Annotated in this window: 24 protein-coding genes, 1 tRNA gene and 1 pseudogene; 7 read left to right on the top strand and 19 right to left on the bottom strand. The window is 57.8% G+C overall.

Annotation, left to right across the window (positions count from 1 at the left end; genetic code table 11):
* Window positions 1-133: 133 nt before the first annotated feature.
* From ACYQ47_RS21330 to ACYQ47_RS21360, 7 genes are all read right to left on the bottom strand, one after another.
* Window positions 134-2,860 (bottom strand): DUF927 domain-containing protein, encoded by a 2,727-nt coding sequence (locus ACYQ47_RS21330; RefSeq protein ID WP_459906736.1) that lies wholly within the window; start codon window positions 2,858-2,860, stop codon window positions 134-136.
* The gene (locus ACYQ47_RS21335) at window positions 2,857-3,192 is read right to left on the bottom strand and encodes a hypothetical protein (protein WP_459906738.1); all 336 of its coding nucleotides are present in this window, start codon (window positions 3,190-3,192) and stop codon (window positions 2,857-2,859) included. Before ACYQ47_RS21335 ends, ACYQ47_RS21330 begins: the two co-directional genes overlap by 4 nt.
* A complete protein-coding gene (locus tag ACYQ47_RS21340) occupies window positions 3,189-3,419 on the bottom strand; it encodes a transcriptional coactivator p15/PC4 family protein (protein ID WP_459906740.1) in 231 nt (76 codons plus the stop codon). Before ACYQ47_RS21340 ends, ACYQ47_RS21335 begins: the two co-directional genes overlap by 4 nt.
* On the bottom strand, window positions 3,416-3,646 hold the full coding sequence (locus ACYQ47_RS21345; RefSeq protein ID WP_459906742.1) for a hypothetical protein: 231 nt from the start codon (window positions 3,644-3,646) through the stop codon (window positions 3,416-3,418). Before ACYQ47_RS21345 ends, ACYQ47_RS21340 begins: the two co-directional genes overlap by 4 nt.
* Window positions 3,639-4,067 (bottom strand): hypothetical protein, encoded by a 429-nt coding sequence (locus tag ACYQ47_RS21350; RefSeq protein WP_459906744.1) that lies wholly within the window; start codon window positions 4,065-4,067, stop codon window positions 3,639-3,641. Before ACYQ47_RS21350 ends, ACYQ47_RS21345 begins: the two co-directional genes overlap by 8 nt.
* Complete coding sequence (locus ACYQ47_RS21355; RefSeq protein ID WP_459906746.1) at window positions 4,060-4,239, bottom strand: hypothetical protein; 180 nt, start codon at window positions 4,237-4,239, stop codon at window positions 4,060-4,062. Before ACYQ47_RS21355 ends, ACYQ47_RS21350 begins: the two co-directional genes overlap by 8 nt.
* A gap of 712 nt (window positions 4,240-4,951) precedes the next feature.
* A complete protein-coding gene (locus ACYQ47_RS21360; RefSeq protein WP_459906748.1) occupies window positions 4,952-5,155 on the bottom strand; it encodes a helix-turn-helix transcriptional regulator in 204 nt (67 codons plus the stop codon).
* Between the two features lie 292 nt (window positions 5,156-5,447).
* On the opposite strand from ACYQ47_RS21360, the gene ACYQ47_RS21365 reads away from it, so the two are divergent.
* From ACYQ47_RS21365 to ACYQ47_RS21375, 3 genes and pseudogenes are all read left to right on the top strand, one after another.
* Window positions 5,448-5,630, top strand: coding sequence for a hypothetical protein (locus tag ACYQ47_RS21365; RefSeq protein ID WP_459906750.1), 183 nt, complete (start codon window positions 5,448-5,450; stop codon window positions 5,628-5,630).
* 141 nt (window positions 5,631-5,771) lie between these two features.
* Window positions 5,772-6,981: pseudogene (locus ACYQ47_RS21370) on the top strand (IS3 family transposase).
* 219 nt (window positions 6,982-7,200) lie between these two features.
* The gene (locus ACYQ47_RS21375) at window positions 7,201-7,629 is read left to right on the top strand and encodes a PRC-barrel domain-containing protein (protein ID WP_459906752.1); all 429 of its coding nucleotides are present in this window, start codon (window positions 7,201-7,203) and stop codon (window positions 7,627-7,629) included.
* A gap of 356 nt (window positions 7,630-7,985) precedes the next feature.
* Here the strand turns inward: ACYQ47_RS21375 and ACYQ47_RS21380 are convergent, their stop codons facing one another.
* From ACYQ47_RS21380 to ACYQ47_RS21425, 10 genes are all read right to left on the bottom strand, one after another.
* Window positions 7,986-8,513, bottom strand: coding sequence for a hypothetical protein (locus ACYQ47_RS21380; RefSeq protein ID WP_459906754.1), 528 nt, complete (start codon window positions 8,511-8,513; stop codon window positions 7,986-7,988).
* A complete protein-coding gene (locus tag ACYQ47_RS21385; RefSeq protein ID WP_459906756.1) occupies window positions 8,482-9,168 on the bottom strand; it encodes a LuxR C-terminal-related transcriptional regulator in 687 nt (228 codons plus the stop codon). Before ACYQ47_RS21385 ends, ACYQ47_RS21380 begins: the two co-directional genes overlap by 32 nt.
* A gap of 562 nt (window positions 9,169-9,730) precedes the next feature.
* Window positions 9,731-11,125 (bottom strand): alpha/beta hydrolase, encoded by a 1,395-nt coding sequence (locus ACYQ47_RS21390; protein WP_459906758.1) that lies wholly within the window; start codon window positions 11,123-11,125, stop codon window positions 9,731-9,733.
* A gap of 515 nt (window positions 11,126-11,640) precedes the next feature.
* Window positions 11,641-12,219: a hypothetical protein gene (locus ACYQ47_RS21395; RefSeq protein WP_459906760.1), complete on the bottom strand. Its 579-nt coding sequence runs from the start codon at window positions 12,217-12,219 to the stop codon at window positions 11,641-11,643.
* A gap of 28 nt (window positions 12,220-12,247) precedes the next feature.
* Window positions 12,248-13,456, bottom strand: coding sequence for a tyrosine-type recombinase/integrase (locus ACYQ47_RS21400; protein ID WP_459909261.1), 1,209 nt, complete (start codon window positions 13,454-13,456; stop codon window positions 12,248-12,250).
* 378 nt (window positions 13,457-13,834) lie between these two features.
* A tRNA-Ala gene (locus tag ACYQ47_RS21405) sits at window positions 13,835-13,910 on the bottom strand.
* A 60-nt stretch (window positions 13,911-13,970) separates the two neighbouring features.
* Complete coding sequence (locus ACYQ47_RS21410) at window positions 13,971-14,315, bottom strand: c-type cytochrome (protein ID WP_309964189.1); 345 nt, start codon at window positions 14,313-14,315, stop codon at window positions 13,971-13,973.
* A gap of 2 nt (window positions 14,316-14,317) precedes the next feature.
* Window positions 14,318-15,121 (bottom strand): BON domain-containing protein, encoded by an 804-nt coding sequence (locus ACYQ47_RS21415; RefSeq protein WP_244826698.1) that lies wholly within the window; start codon window positions 15,119-15,121, stop codon window positions 14,318-14,320.
* Between the two features lie 22 nt (window positions 15,122-15,143).
* The gene (locus ACYQ47_RS21420) at window positions 15,144-15,731 is read right to left on the bottom strand and encodes a phosphoheptose isomerase (protein WP_244826697.1); all 588 of its coding nucleotides are present in this window, start codon (window positions 15,729-15,731) and stop codon (window positions 15,144-15,146) included.
* Window positions 15,732-15,820: 89 nt separating this feature from the next.
* Entirely contained in the window at window positions 15,821-16,180 is a 360-nt protein-coding gene (locus ACYQ47_RS21425) for a YraN family protein (RefSeq protein WP_244826696.1), read from the bottom strand.
* A 74-nt stretch (window positions 16,181-16,254) separates the two neighbouring features.
* Here ACYQ47_RS21425 and rsmI point away from each other — a divergent pair, with 74 nt between their 5' ends.
* Window positions 16,255-17,136 (top strand): 16S rRNA (cytidine(1402)-2'-O)-methyltransferase, encoded by an 882-nt coding sequence (gene rsmI / locus ACYQ47_RS21430; RefSeq protein WP_459909264.1) that lies wholly within the window; start codon window positions 16,255-16,257, stop codon window positions 17,134-17,136.
* A 46-nt stretch (window positions 17,137-17,182) separates the two neighbouring features.
* On the opposite strand, the gene ACYQ47_RS21435 is transcribed toward rsmI, so the two are convergent.
* Entirely contained in the window at window positions 17,183-17,785 is a 603-nt protein-coding gene (locus ACYQ47_RS21435) for a septal ring lytic transglycosylase RlpA family protein (RefSeq protein WP_250466280.1), read from the bottom strand.
* Window positions 17,786-18,451: 666 nt separating this feature from the next.
* On the opposite strand from ACYQ47_RS21435, the gene ACYQ47_RS21440 reads away from it, so the two are divergent.
* From ACYQ47_RS21440 to ACYQ47_RS21450, 3 genes are all read left to right on the top strand, one after another.
* The gene (locus ACYQ47_RS21440; protein ID WP_250466279.1) at window positions 18,452-19,096 is read left to right on the top strand and encodes an MBL fold metallo-hydrolase; all 645 of its coding nucleotides are present in this window, start codon (window positions 18,452-18,454) and stop codon (window positions 19,094-19,096) included.
* Window positions 19,093-19,728 carry a 3'-5' exonuclease family protein gene (locus tag ACYQ47_RS21445; RefSeq protein WP_250466277.1) on the top strand — a complete coding sequence of 212 codons (636 nt, stop codon included), beginning with the start codon at window positions 19,093-19,095 and terminating at the stop codon, window positions 19,726-19,728. Before ACYQ47_RS21440 ends, ACYQ47_RS21445 begins: the two co-directional genes overlap by 4 nt.
* Before the next feature lie 82 nt (window positions 19,729-19,810).
* Window positions 19,811-20,281: an Lrp/AsnC family transcriptional regulator gene (locus tag ACYQ47_RS21450; protein ID WP_244826692.1), complete on the top strand. Its 471-nt coding sequence runs from the start codon at window positions 19,811-19,813 to the stop codon at window positions 20,279-20,281.
* A gap of 3 nt (window positions 20,282-20,284) precedes the next feature.
* Here ACYQ47_RS21450 and ACYQ47_RS21455 read toward each other — a convergent pair whose 3' ends face one another.
* A complete protein-coding gene (locus ACYQ47_RS21455; protein ID WP_459906764.1) occupies window positions 20,285-21,466 on the bottom strand; it encodes a cation diffusion facilitator family transporter in 1,182 nt (393 codons plus the stop codon).
* Window positions 21,467-21,539 lie beyond the last annotated feature (73 nt).

A 21,539-nucleotide genomic window follows, 5' to 3' on the forward strand; every position in this document is an offset into this window, starting at 1 on the left:
TTTCGATAGCGGTATCGAGGGTGTAACGGTGTAACGGCGGAACCTTCAACGGTGTAACGCGAAACGCCTTAAGCCTCAGGGCTTTACGGCGTGCGTTACACCTGCTACACCTGTTACACCGGTTTTAGGATGATCATGAAGCTCCGCTTGCGGTCCAGATCCTGGAGGTGAATACGTAGACGCGGGTGCTTCCTTTGCCTGGGATTCGCTCCACCCGCTGAAACTTTCCATCCGGCGAGCCGCGAACCCAGCCCGCGTCGATGAGCACTTTTGCTGCGCATTTTGGATCGAATCCCATAGATACCTCGCGCTTAAAAACCTCTGGAAACACAAGGTATTCAGAGCCACCCTCGGCAGGTCGCCGGAAGCCGGCCCTGTTTAGAGTAGGCCGCAATCCCGTATCATTCAGATCGGTAAAGCGTGATTCTTCATGAGCCTCAAAAAATGCTTTCACATGCGCGAGAATCGCGGCATGCTCGTAACTGCCCGCGCCGCCGCGATTAATGAGCCACGCTTTAAAACACATGGCCGCAGCAGATCTCGCTTCGCCCTCTTGCCACCCTGTAATAGCGCAGGTCGTCGCGTATTCGCCTGCTATACCGATAAGCGCGAGCCGATCGCAAACACGATGAGCCTGGCCGCAGGCATCCGGCGGAAGGTGCTCGGCAAGAAATCTCGCTGTCTCCTGTTTGAGGTATTTCTCGACCACCTCTGGCTCTCTTGATACGATTTTCAGCAGCTCGATCGCCGCCATCCCGTAGCTACGCTTACACCCTTCGCCGATCAGCGCCGACAGTTGTGCACCGCCTGCCTGTCCGTGCACATTCTCGAAAAGGCCAAAGCCTCGACCCGCATCAGCCGGAATTTCGACAAGTCTGACTTCCTGACCCGCCTTTGCTCTTTTGCCTCCAGCTTGCATGTGCTGCGCGAGGCCAATCTCGCCGGCCGACAGGAAGAGCAACCTCCACGACTGCCGCGCACGCGCCGAGCCGGTGCGCCCGGCGCGCGCCTTGCCGCTCCCGTTAGCTAGCATGTACGCAATCTCCCCGGCCTCGCGTGGATCGACCTGCGCTAGCTCATCCAGCACGAGTAGGGTGTCATTGTGAAGCGCAGCTAACCCCTCAAGGCCGTTTGAGGTTGCACGCCACCGCTGCATGTACTCGGGACCACCATAGACGCTACACGCGGCACGGAGCGCGGTCGTTTTGCCTGTCGATGAATCGCCCACAAAGTTAAGACCGCCCGACTCCTGCCCAGAGTACGCCAGCATCATTCCCGCAAACGCCGTCGAAACAGCGACGAGCATCCGAGAATTGCCGGAGCAATAAGATGCGACGTCGCGCTTCCAATCGTCCAATGTTCCAGCCTGTGAGTACGTCCGCATCACGGCCTCCGATTGGAAAATCACGCGCTCGGCTGACACGCCAATCGTACGGTCGGGAAACACGAAGGCGCTGTTATGCCAGCCAGTACGTGTCACGCACCTGCCCCGCGCCTTGGGTTTCGCGGTCGTCACGTATTCCGTTAGCTTATTGCGAGCGCGGTTACTCGGTGCGATGTCTAACCCCAACCGTGCGAGCTCGCCTCGCATGTCCGCACCGTCCGATCGCAGCATCTCCATCGGCATGGCCCAGACATGCGGATGATCGTCGGCGTCCTTCCACTCAAGCAGACGCCCCCAGTTTTCCGAGGCGCGATCGCGCACCAGCGCCCGAACGTAAAGTGGCGAGCAGATCCAGTGCGGCATGCCGTCGTCATCGGTATAGAACACCCCGTCCTTACTCACGGAGAAGCCACGCGGCACGCAGCCCTTATCCGGTTGCTCCCCGCCGTCCGGCCTTGCAGCCCGTTCGATCTTGGCGGCGACCGCCGCCGCGCCGAACCGTGTGTGCATGTCGTTGAAGTCGCTCTCGTCCTCGTCGCGTGTGTCGCCAAACTCGGGTAAGGCGAGCCTGCCATCAACGGCTTTCGCCGCTTCGGCCGCCATTTGTTGCCCGTTTCCGAGGTCCGCGAGTACGATAATCTCAGCCTCCGGATGCCCTGCTCGCATTGCCTGAGCGACCTTCATGAGGTTGCCCGCAGACAACGCAGCCACCGTAGCGTGGTTCGTGCACAAATGAGCTGAAAGCGCGGTAGCCACCCCTTCCGCGATCAAGATACGGGCACAGTCTTTTGTGAATTCGCCGACAAACCAGCCGCCGCCCGCTTTGGCGCCGCCCGCCAGCGCCGACTTGCGCCCATCGTCGTCGATCATCTCCACGGTTGTGACCGCACCGTCGATCATGACCGGCGCGATGAGGATTCGTCCCTCAAGCTGGACGCCGCCGGAGTGCGGGCGATAACCTGTCAGCGTCCGAAGCTTTCGCACGTCGAGCTCACGCAGAGCATCGACGGCTGTGATGCCTTTGCGTAACAAGTATGGATGGTCGTCACGCGCAGCTTCGGACTTCTCGATGATGGCGAGCGCGATCGTTGACGCGTGATTGCGGTCCTTCGCGCGTTGCTGCTCATCCTTTTTTGCCCGAGCGTCGCGTTCCGCCCGGCGGTGGGCGACTTCCACTGGGTCCACGACGATTGCCGCCTTTGCGCGCGGGTTGTAACCGTACTTCTTGGCGATCGCAAACAAGGTGGCAATGGTGATGCCCCCATCGGGACGGATCGAGCGCCACGTGTCGCGAACGTCGGCGGCGACGTAGTTCGGACTGCCCTGGCTCCATTGATCGAACGTGTCGAAGCCAGCCTCGCCCTCGCCATGCTTGAGCGCCGCAGCGACGCGGAACCATACGTCGCGCTCAACGTCCGGCGGGATGTACGAGAGTGCCTCGAGGATCCGTTGGTGTTCGTCAAAGACGGTGCTCATTGCTTACCTCCCGCAATCACATGTGCCTTCGCAATTACGCGAGCGAAGGCAAGGTTGTCGCCGATCGCCGCCGTCGCTTGCCCCGCGAGAACGCCCACGCGCGGCGATCGGACACCCTTCGCCATCATCGTTTCAAGCAGATCGGTACGGCGAAACCCCTTCTCGGCGGCAGCGGCAAACACCACGTCGAGCACGCGGCGTGCGAACTGGCGCACGTCGTCATCGGCTTTCTTTGCATGAAACACAAGGAAGCCGCACATGAGAACGCACTCAGTCGGGCTCGCGTACTCGCCTTCAGCGATTGGAATGCCGAGTTTGTAGTTCTCGTTCATACGACCTCCCGCGCGGCCAGCGTCAGCCCCTGAATGATCTGCGGCAGTAGTTCCGGGCGCAGCATGATGCCCTTCTGCGTCGGCACGAACTCACCCGCTGCATTGGCGACCACAAGCCGGATATCGACGTACTCGCGGCCTTTATACCGACGATGAATGATCCGGATGCGCTGCGTCGCGCTCTTCTGGATATCCATCACCACCTTGTCCTGATCGACCGTACTCATACATCCTCCTTCGAACCGATCGCGCACTGACCGTGACGCACGCCATCTGCGTGCACGTATTCATGCAACTGTTCTGCGACTCCAGCAAACTGATCTATCAACATGCGAACGACACCGTAGACAGGGTGGTCGTCGTTCACAGGAAGCTCCGCAATGGCGATCAGCAACATCTGCAAGACATCGTGGAACTGCTGAACCTTCGCCGCCATCTCGAGGTGCCTAACCATGGTGTCCTCCCTGTAAGGAGTACTCATCGCTGTGAGCACGACTAGAGCGCTCTATTTTGAGACGGTCGATCAATCGCTGTCGAAGGACGCACTCGGCTTCGGACGCGGTCTCGACGATCTGACCGATGAGCTCGATTTCACTGGCGATGCGGTAGAGCAAAAGAGGTTGTTCGGCTTCCTGTAACGCGCCGGAGCGCACTGGTTTGAGTTCAGGGCTTCGGTCATTGGTGATCAAGCATCCGATGGCTGATACGACGGTGGCTAACGACGACGCGGAATCGCCCGCCACGGTTAGGCAGTCCGCGAGGAATTGCAGCTCGCTGTCTGAGGCGTGCGCTGTGTCGAAGCGCTCGCGAAAGAAGGCGAGCAGGCTTGCTGCCGAAGGTATTTGCTGGATAGCGGTGCGTGTTGTCTTAGTCATGGCGCACCTCCGCACGGGCGAGCTCGGCAAGCTCGAGGAGTGCATCTGCGCAGCAGTCAAGCGCGTCGTTCGCGCTCGGCGCGAGCGCAGCTTCACGCAATGCGCGGTTGATGATTTGGATTTGAAGCGGCGGATCAGTTTGCTCGGGACGAGCGGGGATAGCGAGTCGCATGGTGCAGCCTCCTATGTCAGGTTCAACGAACCCGGCCCCCAACTGCAATTGGGGTGGCCGAGCGCAAGGCGGGATTGCAGTACCGGCGACATAGGAAACCGGCGAGCGCGAACGCTCCCCCACCAAGGCCCGACCATTGAAGGCGTGCGCAAGGCTGCGGACGAAAAAAAACCGCCGGTCGGCGGTTGTCCGCCTATGTCCCATCGAGACTGCAATCCCGAGCGAGAGGTGTCTCCTCCCACGGCACAGAGAATAGACGACCGCTTCCGACTTCGTCAAGCAAGCCTCTTTCGTATCCAACCGATGGTGCACACCCTCGAGCTTGGCTACTATCGAAGTGCAGCATCCATGAAACCCTTCTTTGCTGGCCTCAACGGCCAGCTTTTTTTTGGCCGTCGGCTCACAAGCACGATCGTTTGTCATCGACGGCGCAGCAGGATGCGAAGCGCACGCGATTTCGTACCCGACCAATATCAGGCGCGCCGCTCCTCGACTAACATTGCTATCGGGGTCTTCTTTTTGGCCGGACATCGCGCCGGCCCTTTTTTTTGCCCTTGGGTATTCTCTGGAGCCTGTGCAAATCGGCCCATAGCCGTCGCCGCACGTGGACGCTCCATCACCACACGCATCGCCCGTAGCAGTGGTCTCATGCTTCGCATCGCCGCGACTACCAAGCCTTGAGATTGCCAGAGAGAAAAACATCGAAAGCATCTCAGTCTCCCATACGATAGTTAGCGGGAGCGAGGAGGAACGCCTCGATGTCGGACACACGCCATCCGACAGAGCGCGGTCCGAGTGCAACCGGTGAAGGAAAAGTTCTGTTCTTGATTCGCGCGTAGATGGTGGACCGGGAAAGTCCCGTAACTTCTTCCACTTGCTTCCTGCGCAGAATTGCTTGTGAAGTTTGATATCTCATTGCCCTACCCTAATACGCGTGTGCTCCGGCCCATCCGGCACGCAAAGCAGAGCTTCGCGCTACCAACTTCGGGCTTGTCCGAATTCGCCATGAGGCGCGTCCGAATTCGGCTGCTAGACCATATGCAATAAGGCCTCCAGCCGCGGTGTACCTGCGCAGAATTGGCGACGATCAGCGCCCGCTTGTTTGAGAGCCACGCAGGCTTAAGCAAGAGCTATCAGTTATATGTGAAGTTCAACACGCAACCATCAGGTCGCCAAGCGTAGGATTCGCTTAATACTCGGAGGCCAAGATGGATCAGTACTTCATCACCCAGCAAGGCGTGATGCGGCGGTTGATGCAGATTCGAAAAGATGCTTCGAGCAATGCCGGCCGCTTATCGACTGTAATTGCGACGAGCAGAGACGGCACCGAGATCCAAGGTATCGAGGAAGTGTTATTAGACCTGCGCGCGGGAAGAGTCGAATTCTTATAAAGTCCTGGCCACTGGCCTAACCAGAAAATGTTCGTTAGTTAACTTTGTGGAACAGCCCCCTGAAAGACCGGACACAGTCTCCCACTTACAATAGCGGGTAGGCATAAGACTGTGTATATGACTAACAACAAGAACGAAGTAATGGAAGTGTTGACGGGACCTGAGCGCCGACGGCGCTGGTCGGCTGATGAGAAGCTGGCGATGGTTCGGGAGACGTTCGAGCCCGGCAAGACAGTTTCGATGGTGGCTCGGCTGCACGGCATCAATCCGAATCAGCTGTTTCAGTGGCGCAAGCTGCATCAGGACGGCAGCCTGTCGGCAGTGAGCGCTGGAGAAGAAGTTGTGCCGGCGTCCGAGTTGAGCGACGCGCTGAAGCAGATAAAGGAGCTCCAGCGCCTGCTGGGCAAGAAGACCATGGAGAACGAGATTCTCCGGGAAGCCGTGGAGGTGATGAAGTCGCGAAAATGGATTGCGCGCTCACCCTCATTACCGGGGGACGGCCAGTGAAGCAGGTCTGTGACGTTCTCGGTGTAGCGCGCTCAAATGTGTCGTAAAGCTCGCCCGGACTGCTGACTGGCAGGATGGCCGGCGCGCACGCAAAACGGATGATGCTGGCATTGTCGACGAAATTCGTTTGCTCGTTGCTGACTTGCCCAGCTACGGCTATCGACGCGTCTGGGGCCTGCTGCGAAGCGAGCGGGAATTGCGGTGTGAGGTTCGAGTGAATGCGAAACGTGTTTATCGCGTGATGCGCCAGCACGATTTGTTGCTTCACAGGAGGCCTGCGAGGCCGAGCATCGAGCGTCGGCATGAAGGTACGGTGGCGGTGCCCAGAAGCAATCAGCGATGGTGCTCTGACGGCTTCGAGTTTCGTTGCGACAACGGCGCGCCGCTGCGCGTGACGTTCGCACTCGATTGCTGTGACCGCGAAGCGATCAGCTGGGCAGCGACGACAGGCGGTCATAGCGGCGACGTTGTGCGCGATGTCATGCTGGCGGCTGTCGAACATCGTTTCGGGAACGTTCGCAAAACGCCCGCGCAAATCGAATGGCTCAGCGACAACGGTTCGGGTTACATTGCCGAAAAGACCCGCGCGTTCGCTTCAGATATTGGTCTCAAGCCGTTGACCACGCCCGTATGCAGCCCGCAGAGCAATGGCATGGCAGAAAGCTTCGTCAAGACGATGAAGCGCGATTACGTTGCGTTCATGCCGAAGCCGGACGCGGCGACCGCCGTGCGCAATCTGGCCGTCGCATTCGAACACTACAACGACAAACACCCGCATAGCGCGCTGAAATACCGCTCGCCGCGCGAGTTCCGACGTAAAGCCGATTCATCAACCTTGGTGTGAGATGGTGTCCGGAACTACGGGGGCAAATCCACTTTGGCATTTCTCAACGCAGCAAGGAACGTCGGAGAAGGGCAAAGTAATCGCTTCGTGAAGATTGCACATCCCGCATGCACAGCCTGCTATAGGGGCTTGTGGCTGCCAACGAGGCGCCTTAGTCGGTCCAGTCCTGCCGGGAACGGGATTTGCACTTCGGCAGGTTCCTCAACTCGGAAGTCCAACATGAAGACGTCCCATCAGATCGCCCTTTCATTGGCTATTGGCACGGCGAGCATTACTGCACAAGCGCAAGTGGCCGGAACGCAACCGCTCAGCGTTACCGTGCAACAATCTCAGGCCCTCTTGCAGGGTTGGAGCGCGAAGAAGGGCATTCTTGGGAAAGCCGTGTACAACGACAAGAATGAAAAGATCGGTTCAATTAAAGATCTAGTGATCACGACTGACGCAACAGTTTCCGCAGCGGTAATCGCCGCTGGTGGCTTCTTGGGCGTAGCTACTCATGACGTCGCTGTCCCAATCGCATCACTTGAGAATCGTAATGGCAATTTTTATCTTGCCGGAGCGACCAAGCAAGCGCTGAAAGACACTCCGGAATTCGAGTACAGCAAAGTCCAGACGCCTCCGAAGCCGAAAAAGCTCAAGGCCGAGTGAGTAATTGCCTGCCTCGGCATCGCCAGCTAATCGAAGTGATAAGGTGGTAGCACTACCGCTTCGCCTACCTAGGAATAGCTATTGCGTTGATGAAACGCGCGCACCATGCGCGTTTCCTTGGAGATTTGCAATGTCATCAGATCCGATCGACCCGACTGCTGTACCCTCAACACCACCGGATGCACCAGCACCCGGACCAACCCCTGGCGATGTCCCAGACGTTGGCGGACCCGAGCGGGAGCCGGACCAGCAAGGTTGACTGCGATACCCGCCGGTCGTCACAGCAGATGCGGGCGGCCGACGCGATGCGAGCGCGCCGCTTTCGTGGCACCACATCGAGTTTTCGATAGCACTCATCATGGCGGCGCGGACTCAGAAAGACGAAACATCGGAAAGGCGCAGTACGCCTTCATTGGCACCGGGACGCTCGTCGGGTTGGCGACCTCCCAATCCTTTCGCGGCTTGACAGACGGCGGGATATTGGCAAACGCAGCGTTCATAGGGATCTGCCAACTTACGACGATATCCGCGTCAGTTTTTTGCGCTAATTCTTTTACTTGATCCCCCCGTCTTCCAGTATCTACATCAATGAAACAAGAAGCGCCGGAGAGCACATATCCTTCACGCTTCAGCTCACTAATCTGTTTTTGAAGGTCGCTGGTTTCTATTATTTCAGCAGTTCCGATGCGAGAACCCGCTTGACTTTGCGGGCTAAAATCTCCAAAGGGTTCGTAGTGCTCGACAAAGGGACTACTGCAGCCCGATAGAAGAACAACGGCAAGAAATCTAATAGCGGTCGGCAACACTGCGGCCGCGCGATATGGATGTTGTCCCGATCTGCTCCGACTATTATTAATCGCCAGGCTTAGGTCTTCCTGAGCCATTCGTGCACGTGAGTTCAACAAGAATGAAATCCTCCTCGGAAAAAACCCTGAATAACTCTGCATCCGATGTGACCCGCAACTTTCGCATTGCGTTGTTTTTGTGAGTACTGATCGTTTGTTTTGATCGATACCTCGCCAAGGAGATCTCCTTCACGGAAGATCCCGATAGAATTGATCGAATGATATGGATTTCGCATCGAGATAATGGCTTTACCTCCTCTAACGCGCTCGTATTACTTAAGCTCGTTTCCGCAAGCGTCGGCGAAACAAAATGCGCCCCTGCATTGGCTGCCTCAATAGCCACATTCAGATGTACGATTACGTCTTCAGCGTCGAGCATCGCACTCACTCCCAATTGACCAAGCGTGGCAATATAAGCAGCGTTACGAACACATGAATGCAATACGACGCCGACATCCGGATAATCGTCCAGAATAAGCTTTATCAGCGGAATCGTTGTCCCGACCATACATGTCGATGCCGCCTTTTTATCCATCACGATTACATCGAATTCATTTACTAACTCCAGATCTGAGATGTAAATGGCCCTTCCCATCGCGCCGATCAATGTCAGATCATGATATTTCCGTAAGATCGTCTCGATGCCTAGAGCGGTTACCGGATGGCTGTCAGCCGCAAGGACCCTTATAGACAATGTACCCGCCTTTTCTTCATGATGATCTTTTCAGCTTGCGGCCGATTGGCTGCACGCGAGGATGTCAAGATTAGATCAATGAAAGCAGACCGCTCAATCAGACATGTACGAGATTTCGATTCATTCAGTACATTTTCGATAATGCTTTATCGAAGCATTGTCACATCGATGGGCCAGCGACGATGTAAGCTAGCTAAATCGTACTCGTCCGAGTTGCACTCGTACATACGCAAGAGACAAGATAAGGGACGAACAACACAAGCCGGTTCAGTTGAATTTTCTGCGCATGACGGTTTAACGAGATTTTCGACACGAAGATCGAAATCAGAACGTCTGGGATTACTTCTGCTCTAACAAGAAGCTGGTGCCGCTATAAGCGCTTCCAGTAATTGTCATTACGCTAGAGTCAGCACGGTTGAGGTTCGAGGACCGGCAACAAATGCTAAGCGCATTACCTGACTCGACTTGGTTTTCACCGAGATCCGGCGCCGAAATCTGCAAGTAGCGAGTACGCGCGCTGGCTACCAGGAACTTCGAATGCCACTGAACTTGCACAGAGAGACTATTGCCTTTTCAAGAAGCGTACAACCTCATGGCAAACGACATCGCGTTCGTTGTCTTGTGTAATCATGTGGTACGAATCACCAAGCCATATCGTGCGTATATTTTGCGATCGCATACCCCTAAGCACGACGTTCACATTTCCTGGACTTGAAGTCTCGTCATCGATAGCGTGGATGATCAAGGTGTCTGCTTGGATTTTCGGAAGTGAAGCGATGACAAGCTTGCCGAGTCGGCGAGCCTGATACAGAGCGCTCAGCGTAAGTGTAGCCGGACCAACCGAGCTTGTTCGCTTTCGCTGAAGGGAACGAGCAACACGATCGCGCCGCCCTTTATGTTTGAGCCCGAACGGGTGGCTCTCGCGATAGCGATAACGATGCCTTAATGGACTATGGTATGCAATCTGGAGCACCCCTGCATACCACGGCACTGCCCAACCGTCATAGTGGAGAGTTAGCGACAAAAGAATCAAGGCGTCGAGGCTCGGTCGCCTCGACGCGATTACCAGAGCGAGCAGCGCGCCGATCGACAGGCCGCAGACCGCCACATAATCAGAGCGCGCCGCGAGTGCATCAAACTTCTCGAGTGCGGCCTCAATCCAAACTTCCATGGCCTCCTCCCCCTGAGCTGCACTGTAACCGGGTATGACCGCTCTGCTAACCTCATAGCCTTCTTTCTCAAGAGCTCGGGCAAGGTAGCTCATTTCTGAAGGCGAACTGGAAAGACCGTGAACAAGTAAGACCGCCCGTACGGTTCGCTTTTCGATAGGAACAAAGACTTCTGAGCCTGCTAGCGGCCGAATACTATGCATTTTTTTTCCAGGCGTGTCCGCGACAGTTCCGATATTGCCATTTGCAAGGCCGATCCCGTCGCTGTTCGTCTGTGTTCTCAAAGTTTCTGAACTTTTCATATCATCGAGTCGATGTAAAAAAGAATTTTTCTTCACGCGGTTACCTACCGCGTTATTTCCTAGTTCCGTTAGCAAGACTTCGCGCCGTGACTCGGCGACTCGCGCGATAAGTACCGCCCGATATTCTTGACGCTTTAGTAGCTCAATCACAGCGATTAAGATTATCAACACAGAGAAGAAGATTGTCGAATCGTCACCCGTCTTAATATCTGTCGGCGAGCTTGGAGGTAAGACCGCTATCAAGAGCGCCGTGAATGAGAAGGCGTAACCGGCAATTAGCGCGATAAGAACGGCGGATACTGCAATTAAGGCATAGCGACAATCCGTGCGCGCCGCAAAATACTGAGGCAAATGTATAGAACTAACCGTTAAGCATGTCGCTGTTACAGTTCTGAACTTCCAATCTCTTCCGCGCGCCCAATGCCGCGCATTTCGAACTTCCATATGTATATCTAGATAACAGGGTTGCGCTTGAGAAAAAGCCAAGGTTGAGATGTCTCGTCACTGAGGCGAGTCACGCCGTGTTTGAGGGTTCCATTTTGGGTGTTCTGCAACGCACGGCTTAGGACGACTGTCGAATTCGTTCGGTGTCAGGAACCGAAATCAATTCTTACTGACGAACGGCCGATGCAGCGATGACAACGCCGGCGCGCTGCCGATGTAAGCTTAACGCACGAACATTGCCCGAAGATATCGGACGTGTATCGAATTGGGGCAACTATACTGACAATCATATTTCCACTGCCTAGACTCTTCTCGATGAGTGGAATGAATCGACTCGAGCAATGTTCGATTTTGGCGTGGTGATCGCTAACGAAAGCCTGCTCAATATGTTGGCGACTGACGTTAACTTGCTGATTTCTTGATGATCAAAATTGATAGGCCCGCAGTGCTCGTCAACTAGCGAGGCCGATCCAAGAAACGATGAACCGCGGGTGGGTAGCTTGAACTCGTTGAAGGCAGACGGAGCAAGAAACCCCAATCAGGGAACAATGTCACGCCTATTGCCCTTGATCAAGTATCGCCCTCCTCAATCGGCGCGCTTCGTCGAGATACTTTTTGATTGTTGCGTCGTCAAGCGGTACACCTGCACGCTCAAGATCAATCCGCATCTCTTTCGCGTGAAGGTTCCGAGGCGAGTCCGGATCCATACGATAGCCGCCCATTGCCAGTCCGATGATGAGCTTGAGCATGGTTTTACGCTCTCTCGTTATTGCACTTTTGCCCTCTTCCTCTTCGCGAAAGCTTGGCATCGTCGGCGATACATCTCGCCGCTGTCGGCGAGCTAGTTCACGGATCAAAGTTTCCGGCAACGCGAATCCGGCACGCTGGACTGCATCGCAGATGAAAAAGGGGTCGTCCTTTACCTCCCATTTGCACATACCGTAGCGTTGGCCCCAATTCATGCGCTTGATGACGGTGGCGATCTGCCTTGCCTTCTCGTACTCTGGCTGTCCTCGCGCAGACCGAACCCCAAAATCTAAATGCAAACGTGGGTCCTTGGAGTCGAGCAAAAGCGCGGCTTCCTTCACGGTCCACCGGTCGAGCGCTACCCAGTAGCGATAATCGACGAAATTCATCGGCACGCGAACGCATCTCTTCGACAGCCTAGCGCACTGCGTCAGCAGAGATGGGCGCGCCTGCTTTGAGCTTGTCGAGATAGTCTGCCCAAACCTGCATCATCCGCACGCGGTCGTCGATGAATTTCGTTCGGTTGTAAGCTGTTCCAAGGTTGTCGGCAACTCGATGGGCGAGCTGATGCTCGATCACCTCACATGGAAAGCGGAGCTGCTCGTGAAGAATGGTACGGGCCATCGCTCGAAATCCATGTCCGGTAATTTCCGTCCGTGTGTCATAGCCCAATCGCCGCAGCGCCGCATTGACCGCCGCACCGCTCATTGGCTTACGCGGGTCACGTCCAGGGAAAGCAAACTGGCGATGTCCGGTAAGAGCATGTAGATCACTCAGGATGCTCAACGCCTGTGTGGAAAGTGGAACGAGGTGGTCAGTTCTAGTCTTCGAGACGTTATATCGCCACTCTGCGCGTTCGAGGTCGATGTCTTTCCATTCGGCATTTCGCAATTCGCCCGGCCGGACGAACAGGAGCGGTCCGAGGCGTAACGCGCATTGCACAACGAATGTACCCTGGAAGCCGTCAAGGGCGCGGAGCAGTTCAGCTACCTCCTGCGGTTGCGTTAGGGCCGCAAAGTGCGTATGTTGCGCGGGTGCGAGCGCTCCACGCAGGTCGGCCGACACGTCCCGTGACGCCCGGCCTGTTGCTATAGCGTAGCGGAATACCTGTCCACAATTCTGGTGAACGCGATGAGCCGTGTCGAGCGCGCCCCGCTTCTCCACGCGCCGTAAGACGGCGAGCACGTCAGGTGCAGAGATATCCGCGACTGGCCGACCGCCTAACCACGGGAAGACATCATTCTCGAGACGCGCGATTACCTTATCGGCGTGTGACTCTGCCCACGTCGGCGCCTGTCGAGCGAACCACTCACGAGCAACAACTTCGAAGCTATTAGCCGAACGTGCGACAGCGGCTGCTCTTTGAATCCGGCGCTCAACACTTGGATCAATGCCGTTTGCTAAAAGACGGCGTGCGTCGTCACGACGCCGGCGGGCATCTTTCAGCGACACCAGCGGATACGACCCTAACGCCAGTCGCTTTTCTTTGCCGGAAAATCGATATTTCAGCCGCCAATGTTTGCCACCGGATGGGGTAACTTCCAGATACATCCCCGCACCGTCGGTGATTCGATAGGTCTTATCTCTGGGGTGCGCGTTTTTTATAGCAACGTCCGTCAACGACACGGTATTTCTCATACAAAACATCGGCTAGCTAGAATCGCGGCAAAGCCCCCAGTCGTCAAGACTTCGTACAGGCGGCGTTAGATCTTTTTTGTATCCATAAATAACGCACAGTGTTTGTTGGATCTTTCTTGCGCCGGGACAGCGGAGCCCTGAGAGACTAGATCCCGAGCGTTAGCCATTGGTTCACTGAGGGGGAGACGCTTGTAACTGTGGGTGGGGGCATCGCCTGTAAGGCGCCCCGACATGCCCCCGGAACATGCCCCCAAATGGCATCGCATGACACAGGATGATCTCGGATGACATTGGAATAAAAAAACCCCGCGAGCCTTGCTGGCTGCGGGGTTTCGGGACTACTTCGGACGTGCTAGGAATGTTGGTTGGTGGAGAGGAGGAGGATCGAACTCCCGACCTTCGCATTGCGAACGCGACGCTCTCCCAGCTGAGCTACCCCCCCAACGAAGTAAAAGTGTATCACAAGCATCTCAACGAAACGCAAGCCCGAGCCGCCACCAGCTTACTTCTGCGGCGCTCCCGCCAGCACCCACGCGACCACGGTCTTGATGTCGGCATCGTTCATGGAAGGATGCGAAGGCATCGGTATCGATCCCCACACGCCCGCGCCACCCTTCTTCACTTTCGCTTCAAGCTTCGCGCTCGCGGATGCATCGCCCTTGTATTTGTCCGCCACTTGTTGAAACGACGGCCCAACAAGTTTGCGATCCACCGCGTGACATCCCATGCACGCATTGCTGCGCGCAATCGCCATCGCATTGGCGGCGGATATAGGCTGATCCGCCGCATGAACCAACGCCGACACACTCAAAAGCAAACCAGCCACGACACAACCACGCAGTCGCATCATCACTTACCCACTGGCGCCGGAGCCGCACTTCCCGGATGAACATCCGAATTCTTAACGGGCGCGGGCGTCTGCTGATCCAGCGGACGCGATGTCACCGATGAATCCGGCACCGTTCCAACCGTGGCCTCAGGCGCCGGGGCACTCGCCGCCGAGACGCCGCTCGCATCCGATGCCGCCGCCGCCTCCAGCGCCTTGGCTTCTTCCGGCTTGATGTACTGGAACACCTTCACCACTTGTTCGACGCCCGGCACGCGCGCGGCGACATCCGCGCCATGCGCGCCTTCATCCGGGGTGACGAGGCCCATCAAATACACAATGCTCCGCTCGCACACGACCTTATAGTAATTCGCGCGCAAGTCCTTCTCACCGACCATCGCGGTCTTCACGCGGCCTTCGAGGTACGAGTCGTTGGCGCGCGAGGAAATAGAACTCGCACCCTGCACCGACAGTTCATTGACGATGCTGCCCACGTTGTTGATGTCGTGCACGACAGACTCGGCCTTCTGCTTCGAGGCATCGTCGGGTACTTCGCCCGTCAAGAGCACGCGCCGGTTGAACACGGTGACATTGACATGCGCCGTGTCGGGCACGCTCTCGTTAATCCGGGATAACGCCTTCACCTGGATCTCGCGATCTTCGGTCTGGGCGCCGAGCGTGCGGCGATCGGTGGCGATCAAGGTGCCGCCGCCCATCGCACCGACCACCGCGAGCGCACAGCCCTGCAGTGTCAACGCAACACCCGACAACATACTCACCACCAACGTGGCGTTAGCCAGCGTCGCCTTCACGCGTGTCTTGTTCATCAACTCGTTTTCCCCTTTGTGTTCAGTCGTCGCCTAGCAGCATCGCGTCGATGCCGTCGCTCAGGCAGTGAATGGTCAACAGATGGACTTCCTGAATACGCGCCGTCCGCTCGGAAGGCACGCAGATATGTATGTCGGTGTCGATGAGCACTTCGGATATCACGCCGCCGCCCTTGCCCGTCAGCGCAATCACGATCATCTCGCGTTCGTGCGCTTCCTGAATCGCCGCGAGCACGTTCACCGAGTTGCCCGACGTGCTGATGGCAAGCAGGACATCGCCCGCATGTCCCAACGCACGAACCTGCTGCGAGAAGATCTGTTCGAAGGCGTAGTCGTTGCCGACTGCCGTGAGTATCGATGTATCGGTCGTCAGCGCAATGGCCGGCAATGCGGGACGCTCGCGCTCGAAGCGGCCGATGAGTTGCGCGGCAAAACGTTGCGCGTCGGCGGCCGAACCGCCGTTGCCGCATGTGAGAATCTTGGAGCCGTTGGCGAGCGCGCTGAACAGCGTGTCGACTGCCGCCGCGATCGGGACCGCCAGCACATCGAGTGCTTCGAGCGTGAGCGCCGCGCTGTCGCGGAATTGCTGTTGAATGCGTTCGACTGACATCGACTCTCGATTATCGGCCGCGGCGGCGGCGGTTGTTGCGTGTGAATGCTGCGCAGTTTACCGCATGCATGCCGCGGCACACCTCAACATCAAGTGCCGTCGGCACGAAATGCATCCGTCACCCAGCGAATGCGTCCCGCATCGAAGGCGATCACGTCGAAGCGGCACGCGGGCAACGCGCCGCGCCACTTCGTCAGATAAAACTGCGCGGCGCGCACGATCCTCTCGCGCTTTCTGGCATCGACGCTCGCGGCGGCATCCGCGAACCGGCGGCTCGCGCGCGCCCTGACTTCGACGAACACGAGCGCGCCGCGTTCATCGGACATGACGAGATCGATCTCGCCGCCACGGCAACGCACGTTGCGCGCGACGAGCTTCATGCGCTGCCTTTGCAGGTACTCGAGCGCGCGCGCTTCGAAAACATCGCCGAGCGATTTGGACACAGGCACTCCTCAAAAGTTGTCGAGCGTTGAGCGCTTGCACGCGTGGCAAAATGGCAGTCTTTCCTTCGACGCCCGCGCTCATGCTTCAGATCTCCGAATTAGCCGACGGGCAGCACTATCCGACGGGCGCGCTCTATGTGGTCGCCACGCCGATCGGCAATACGGCGGACATCACGGTGCGCGCACTGCACGTGCTCGGTCTCGTCGATCGCATCGCCGCCGAAGACACGCGCAACACCTCGCAACTGCTCGCGCGCTACGGCATCTCGAAGCCGTCGATCGCCGTGCACGAACATAACGAACGCAGCGCCGCCGAACGCGTGATCGAGCATCTGAAGAACGGCGAGCGCATCGCGTGCGTGTCGGACGCGGGCACGCCCGGCATTTCGGACCCAGGCGCACGTCTCGTCGATGCCGTGCGCAACGCGGGCTTTCCCGTCATCCCCTTGCCGGGCGCAAGCGCGCTCACCACTGCATTGAGCGCGGCCGGCGCGTGGGTCAGCGGCTTCTCGTTCATCGGCTTCCTGCCGTCGAAACCCAAACAACGCGCCGCGCAACTGCGCACGCTGAGCAAGCACTCAATGGCGCTCGTGTTTTACGAGGCGCCGCATCGCATCGTGGAAACAGTACGCGCGCTCGGTGAAGCGCTCGGCGGCGGGCGGCAAATGCTGATCGCACGCGAATTGACGAAGTTACACGAGAGCCTTCATCGCTGCACCCTGGCCGAAGGGCCAACGTGGCTCGAAGCAGATGCCAACCGGCAACGCGGAGAATTCGTGCTTGTGGTGCAGGGCGCACCGGAGGAAGAAGCATCGGACGACGTCAACGACGAGCTGCTCACCATGCTGCTCGAAGAGTTGTCGGTGAAGAGCGCGGCGCGCATCGCGGCAGCGCTCTCGGGCGCATCGCGCAACGTCTTGTACGAACGCGCGTTGATACTCAGCAAACGCTCGGAAGAATGAAAAAAGGCCGTCGCGATGACGGCCTTTTCATGGATCAGACGCAGGTTCAGTTCACGCCGTCATCCGCCAGCGACTGCGATTGCTCGCGCGCCGCCCGCGCTTCCTGCTGCGTCAGTCCTTCGATCTTCACCTTTTGCGTGCCGCTGCTGCTCATGTCCAGCGCCGATGCAGCCGCGTACGAAAGATCGATCACGCGGCCACGCACGTAAGGTCCGCGATCGTTGATCTTAACCACCACCGTCTTGTGATTCGCTTCGTTCGTCACGCGCACCCATGAAGCCAGCGGTAGCGTGCGATGAGCGGCGGTCATCGCATTCATGTTGAATTTCTCGCCGCTCGCCGTCTTGCGGCCGTGGAACAGGCGACCGTACCAGGAAGCCTTGCCCTGTTGCTCGAATTCGCCGACGTTCGGACCGCTGGTAATCGGCTGCGCGTTGGCTAGCGACTCGCCCTGTGCTTGCTTCGGAGCAGGCACGGAGCTCAGGTTGTTGTCGAAAGCGAGGGGTGCGGTGGAGCGGGCACTCGTCGTGCTAACGGTAGCTGTTGTCTGAGGATTGGACGCGATGTCGCCCGAACCCGGCGCGGCGCAGCCAGCCAGTACTGCGACGGCTAGCAAGCTACCGACATGTCGAAGATATCGAGCATTCATAGGCGTGTCTTCATTGTTTGTAGAGCGGCCGCGCCGCGCTCAAAGCGCGCGCAAGACTGCTCGAAAGGCAAGCCGCGCAAAGCAGGACGCCGTTCGAACCAGCGAACGGCGAACTGATGCTCGGATGCGGCGTACTCTTGCCGCAAAGCCCGGTTATTGTTCACGTCTGGCGCAGCCTGTCCCCGGCAGCCTGACCAGACCCCACGTGCCGCCATCGAACGTGACAACGGTTCGCGCGCTATGAGACGTTGTTTCAGCGCAGGAACGGCGGCGTAGGCCCCATCCGGTGCGACGGCAGCTAAGGCCGTCTGACAGACGCGCGGCGCCTGACCGGACAAGACGTGTGCACCAAATGACGGTGCTTGAGTTGCAGTTACGAGGCTTTCAGCCCCCAACAGCGTACTGATAACAATTGTAAAAACGCACTAGCGTTCAGACTTTTGTCCATTGACGGCATGGTCAAAGCCATGCACAAGTGTCGTCATTATACAAAAAAACGGGGGTCCGGCTCCTCCGACTGCATATTTCGTCATTGATTTTCGCTATGACCGTAAGAATTGCAGCTCTGGAAGCGGCCTCCGGGCCTTTATGGAGGCTGACGCGAGCGTGATCCGGCACCGGTACAATGCACCTTTTTACACGCGACTTCGTCCCGGTGAGAGTCTTATGAAAGTCATTCTTGTGCCCGTGACGCCGTTCCAGCAAAACTGCTCCATCGTAATCTGCGAGACGACGCAGCGCGCCGCCGTGGTCGACCCCGGCGGCGACATCGAGCGCATCATCGCCGAGGTCGAGCGGCAAGGCGCGAAGGTCGAAAAAGTGCTGCTGACGCATGGTCATCTGGATCACTGCGGCGGCGCGAAGGCACTCGCGGAACACTACGGCGTCACCATAGAAGGACCGCATCGGGAAGACGCGTTCTGGATCGACCAGTTACCCGCGCAATCCAAGCGCTTCGGTTTTTCGGATGCCGAAGCCTTCACGCCCGAGCGATGGCTCGAAGACGGCGACACCGTGCGGTTCGGCGAGGAAAGCATGGAAGTCTATTTTTGCCCCGGTCATACGCCCGGACACGTGGTGTTCTTCAGCCGCGAGCATCGGCTGGCGCTCGTCGGCGATGTGCTGTTTGCCGGCTCCATCGGTCGCACCGATTTTCCGCGCGGCAATCACGCCGAACTGATCCGCTCCATCCGCGAGAAGCTCTGGCCGCTCGGCGACGACGTGACCTTCGTGCCGGGCCACGGACCTGCATCGACACTTGGCGAGGAACGCCGCTCCAATCCCTATGTAGGCGACGGAGTGAGCGCATGAACGCCATTCCCGAAATCTACGTCAGCACGGATGTCGAAGCCGACGGTCCCATTCCCGGTCCGCACTCGATGCTGAGTTTCGCGTCGGCCGCGTTCACGGCGGACAAACAACTCGTCAGCACGTTCTCGGCGAATCTGGAAACGCTCGAAGGCGCGGCGCCGCATCCTGTTCAAGCGGCATGGTGGAAGACACAGCCCGAGGCTTGGGCCGCGTGCCGTATCGATCTGCAAAAGCCCGAAGTCGCGCTCGTCAAGTACGTCGAATGGGTGGAGGCCCTGCCCGGCAAACCGGTGTTCGTGGCGTATCCAGCAGGCTTCGACTTCACCTATATGTTCTGGTACATGATGCGCTTCGCCGAACGCTGTCCTTTTTCGTGGTCCGCGCTCGACATCAAGACGCTGGCTTTTGCGATTACCGGCTTGCCGTATCGGAAGGCGATCAAACCGCGTCTGCCCAAGCACTGGTTCGACGACCTGCCGCATACGCACGTCGCGCTCGATGACGCTATCGAGCAGGGCGCGCTCTTTTGCAACATGCTGGCGGAGCTTCGTGCCTCGCAGGCCGCCACACAAGCCACTGCGGGCGAAACTGAAAGCATCGTCGAAGGTAAAAACGCGCCGACAGGCCGGTGAGTTAGGGAAACTACCTCAGTGCAGCCGCTTTGCATTGCGTTTCTTTTTCTGCGCCTCTAACATTAGGTCAGATCGCGACCGAATGGAGGCGCAGTTGACTCTAGATACATTCTCACAAAAAATCCTGCGTCTCCTGCAACTCGACGCGCGGCGGTCCGTTCAGGAAATTTCGGATCAGGTCGGGCTTTCGAGTACGCCCTGCTGGCGCCGTATCAAGGACATGGAGCAGTCCGGCGTCATCCAGCGTTACACCGCTCTCCTCGACCGGGAGAAGCTCGGCCTGCACGTCTGCGCGCTCGCGCATATTCATTTGACGCGGCACACCGAAGGCGGCGTCGAACAGTTCGAGCGCGAGATCGCCACCTGTCCGGAAGTGACCGAGTGCTACAGCACCACGGGCGAATCCGACTACATTCTCAAGATCGTGGCGCCCGACATCAAGTCATACGACGCGTTCCTGCACGAGCGCATCTTCAAGATTCCGGCCGTGGCGCAGGTTCGCACGAGCGTCGTGCTGCGCGAAATCAAGTTCGATACGCAACTGCCACTCTGAATATCAAGGTCGAACGGGCGCGTCACGCGTCGTTCGAAGCGCATGGGTTACGCGTAACTCGTGCGCGCCAAGCTTTCGCTTGAGGGCATCGATATCGATTCGGGCAAGGCGCGCCGCCGCGTCTTCGCCTAATTGATCTGGCAAATGCGCTGGCAAAACAATATCGATATCGAAGCCGCTGCTCAGGTAATGCAGATTCAATTCCTCTATTGGCAAGCTCTCTGCGCCGAAAGCGGCGCGCACAGCGTCCATTGCAGTGGACCGCAACGGGAAATTGCCGGGCAGCGGGTTGAGCGCGTCGCTTTCCGGATCGACGTGAATGAGGGCATCGATCACGCGCGGATCGGTCATTACGTGCGCACGCGCCGATTCGGCAATGAAATGCCCCTCCGAAACCGAAATACGCGGATCGACGAGAATATGCGCGTCGACGATTGCCAGGTCGCCCATTTTCCGAGTACGTAATTCGTGGACTTCACGCACACCAGGCGTGCCGAGCAAAATGGCGCGTAAATCAGCGGCGGCGGTTTGATCGAGCGCCCGGTCCGACAAATCCTGGAGCGCATCCCACGCGAAACTCCAGCCCATTTTGCCGACCATGAAACCGACCAGTGCGGCGGCAATAGGATCGAAAAATTTAAGTCCTGCGAGACTGCCGATAATTCCAAGCGCCACGACGAGTGACGAAGCGGCGTCCGAACGTGCATGCCAGGCGTTGGCCACGAGTAATGCCGAGCGCACGCGTTCTGCCGCGCGCAGCATATATCTGAACAAGGCTTCTTTCGATACGAGGACGATTAACGCAACCACCAGCGCGCTGGCGTGAACGGGGGGAATATCGTCCAGGTTTAGAACTCGCGTGCCGGCGCGCCATAACATTCCCGCACCGACTGCAATCAACAATCCGCCGAGGAATAACGACGCTACCGTTTCATAACGGCTATGACCGTAGTTGTGATCGTGATCCGGCGCTGCCGCCGAACGATGGTTGGCAATCAGAACGATGAAATCGGAAACCAGATCGGATAGCGAATGGACGCCGTCCGCGAGCAGCGCTTGAGAATGGGCAATAAAACCCACGGTCAGTTGCGCCGTGCTTAAAACGCAGTTGAGCGCAATGCTGGTCCAGGTAGTCGTCCGCGCAACGTCCTGCTTTTCCTTGGCACGAGCCGTCGAAAGCGACATGTAATTTGCCTTGAGCCAAACATGTATGTCGATAAATCTTAACGCCGTGCCTGGCTTCGCGCTTTCAATGCGC

The organism is Caballeronia sp. HLA56 (assembly GCF_054655155.1).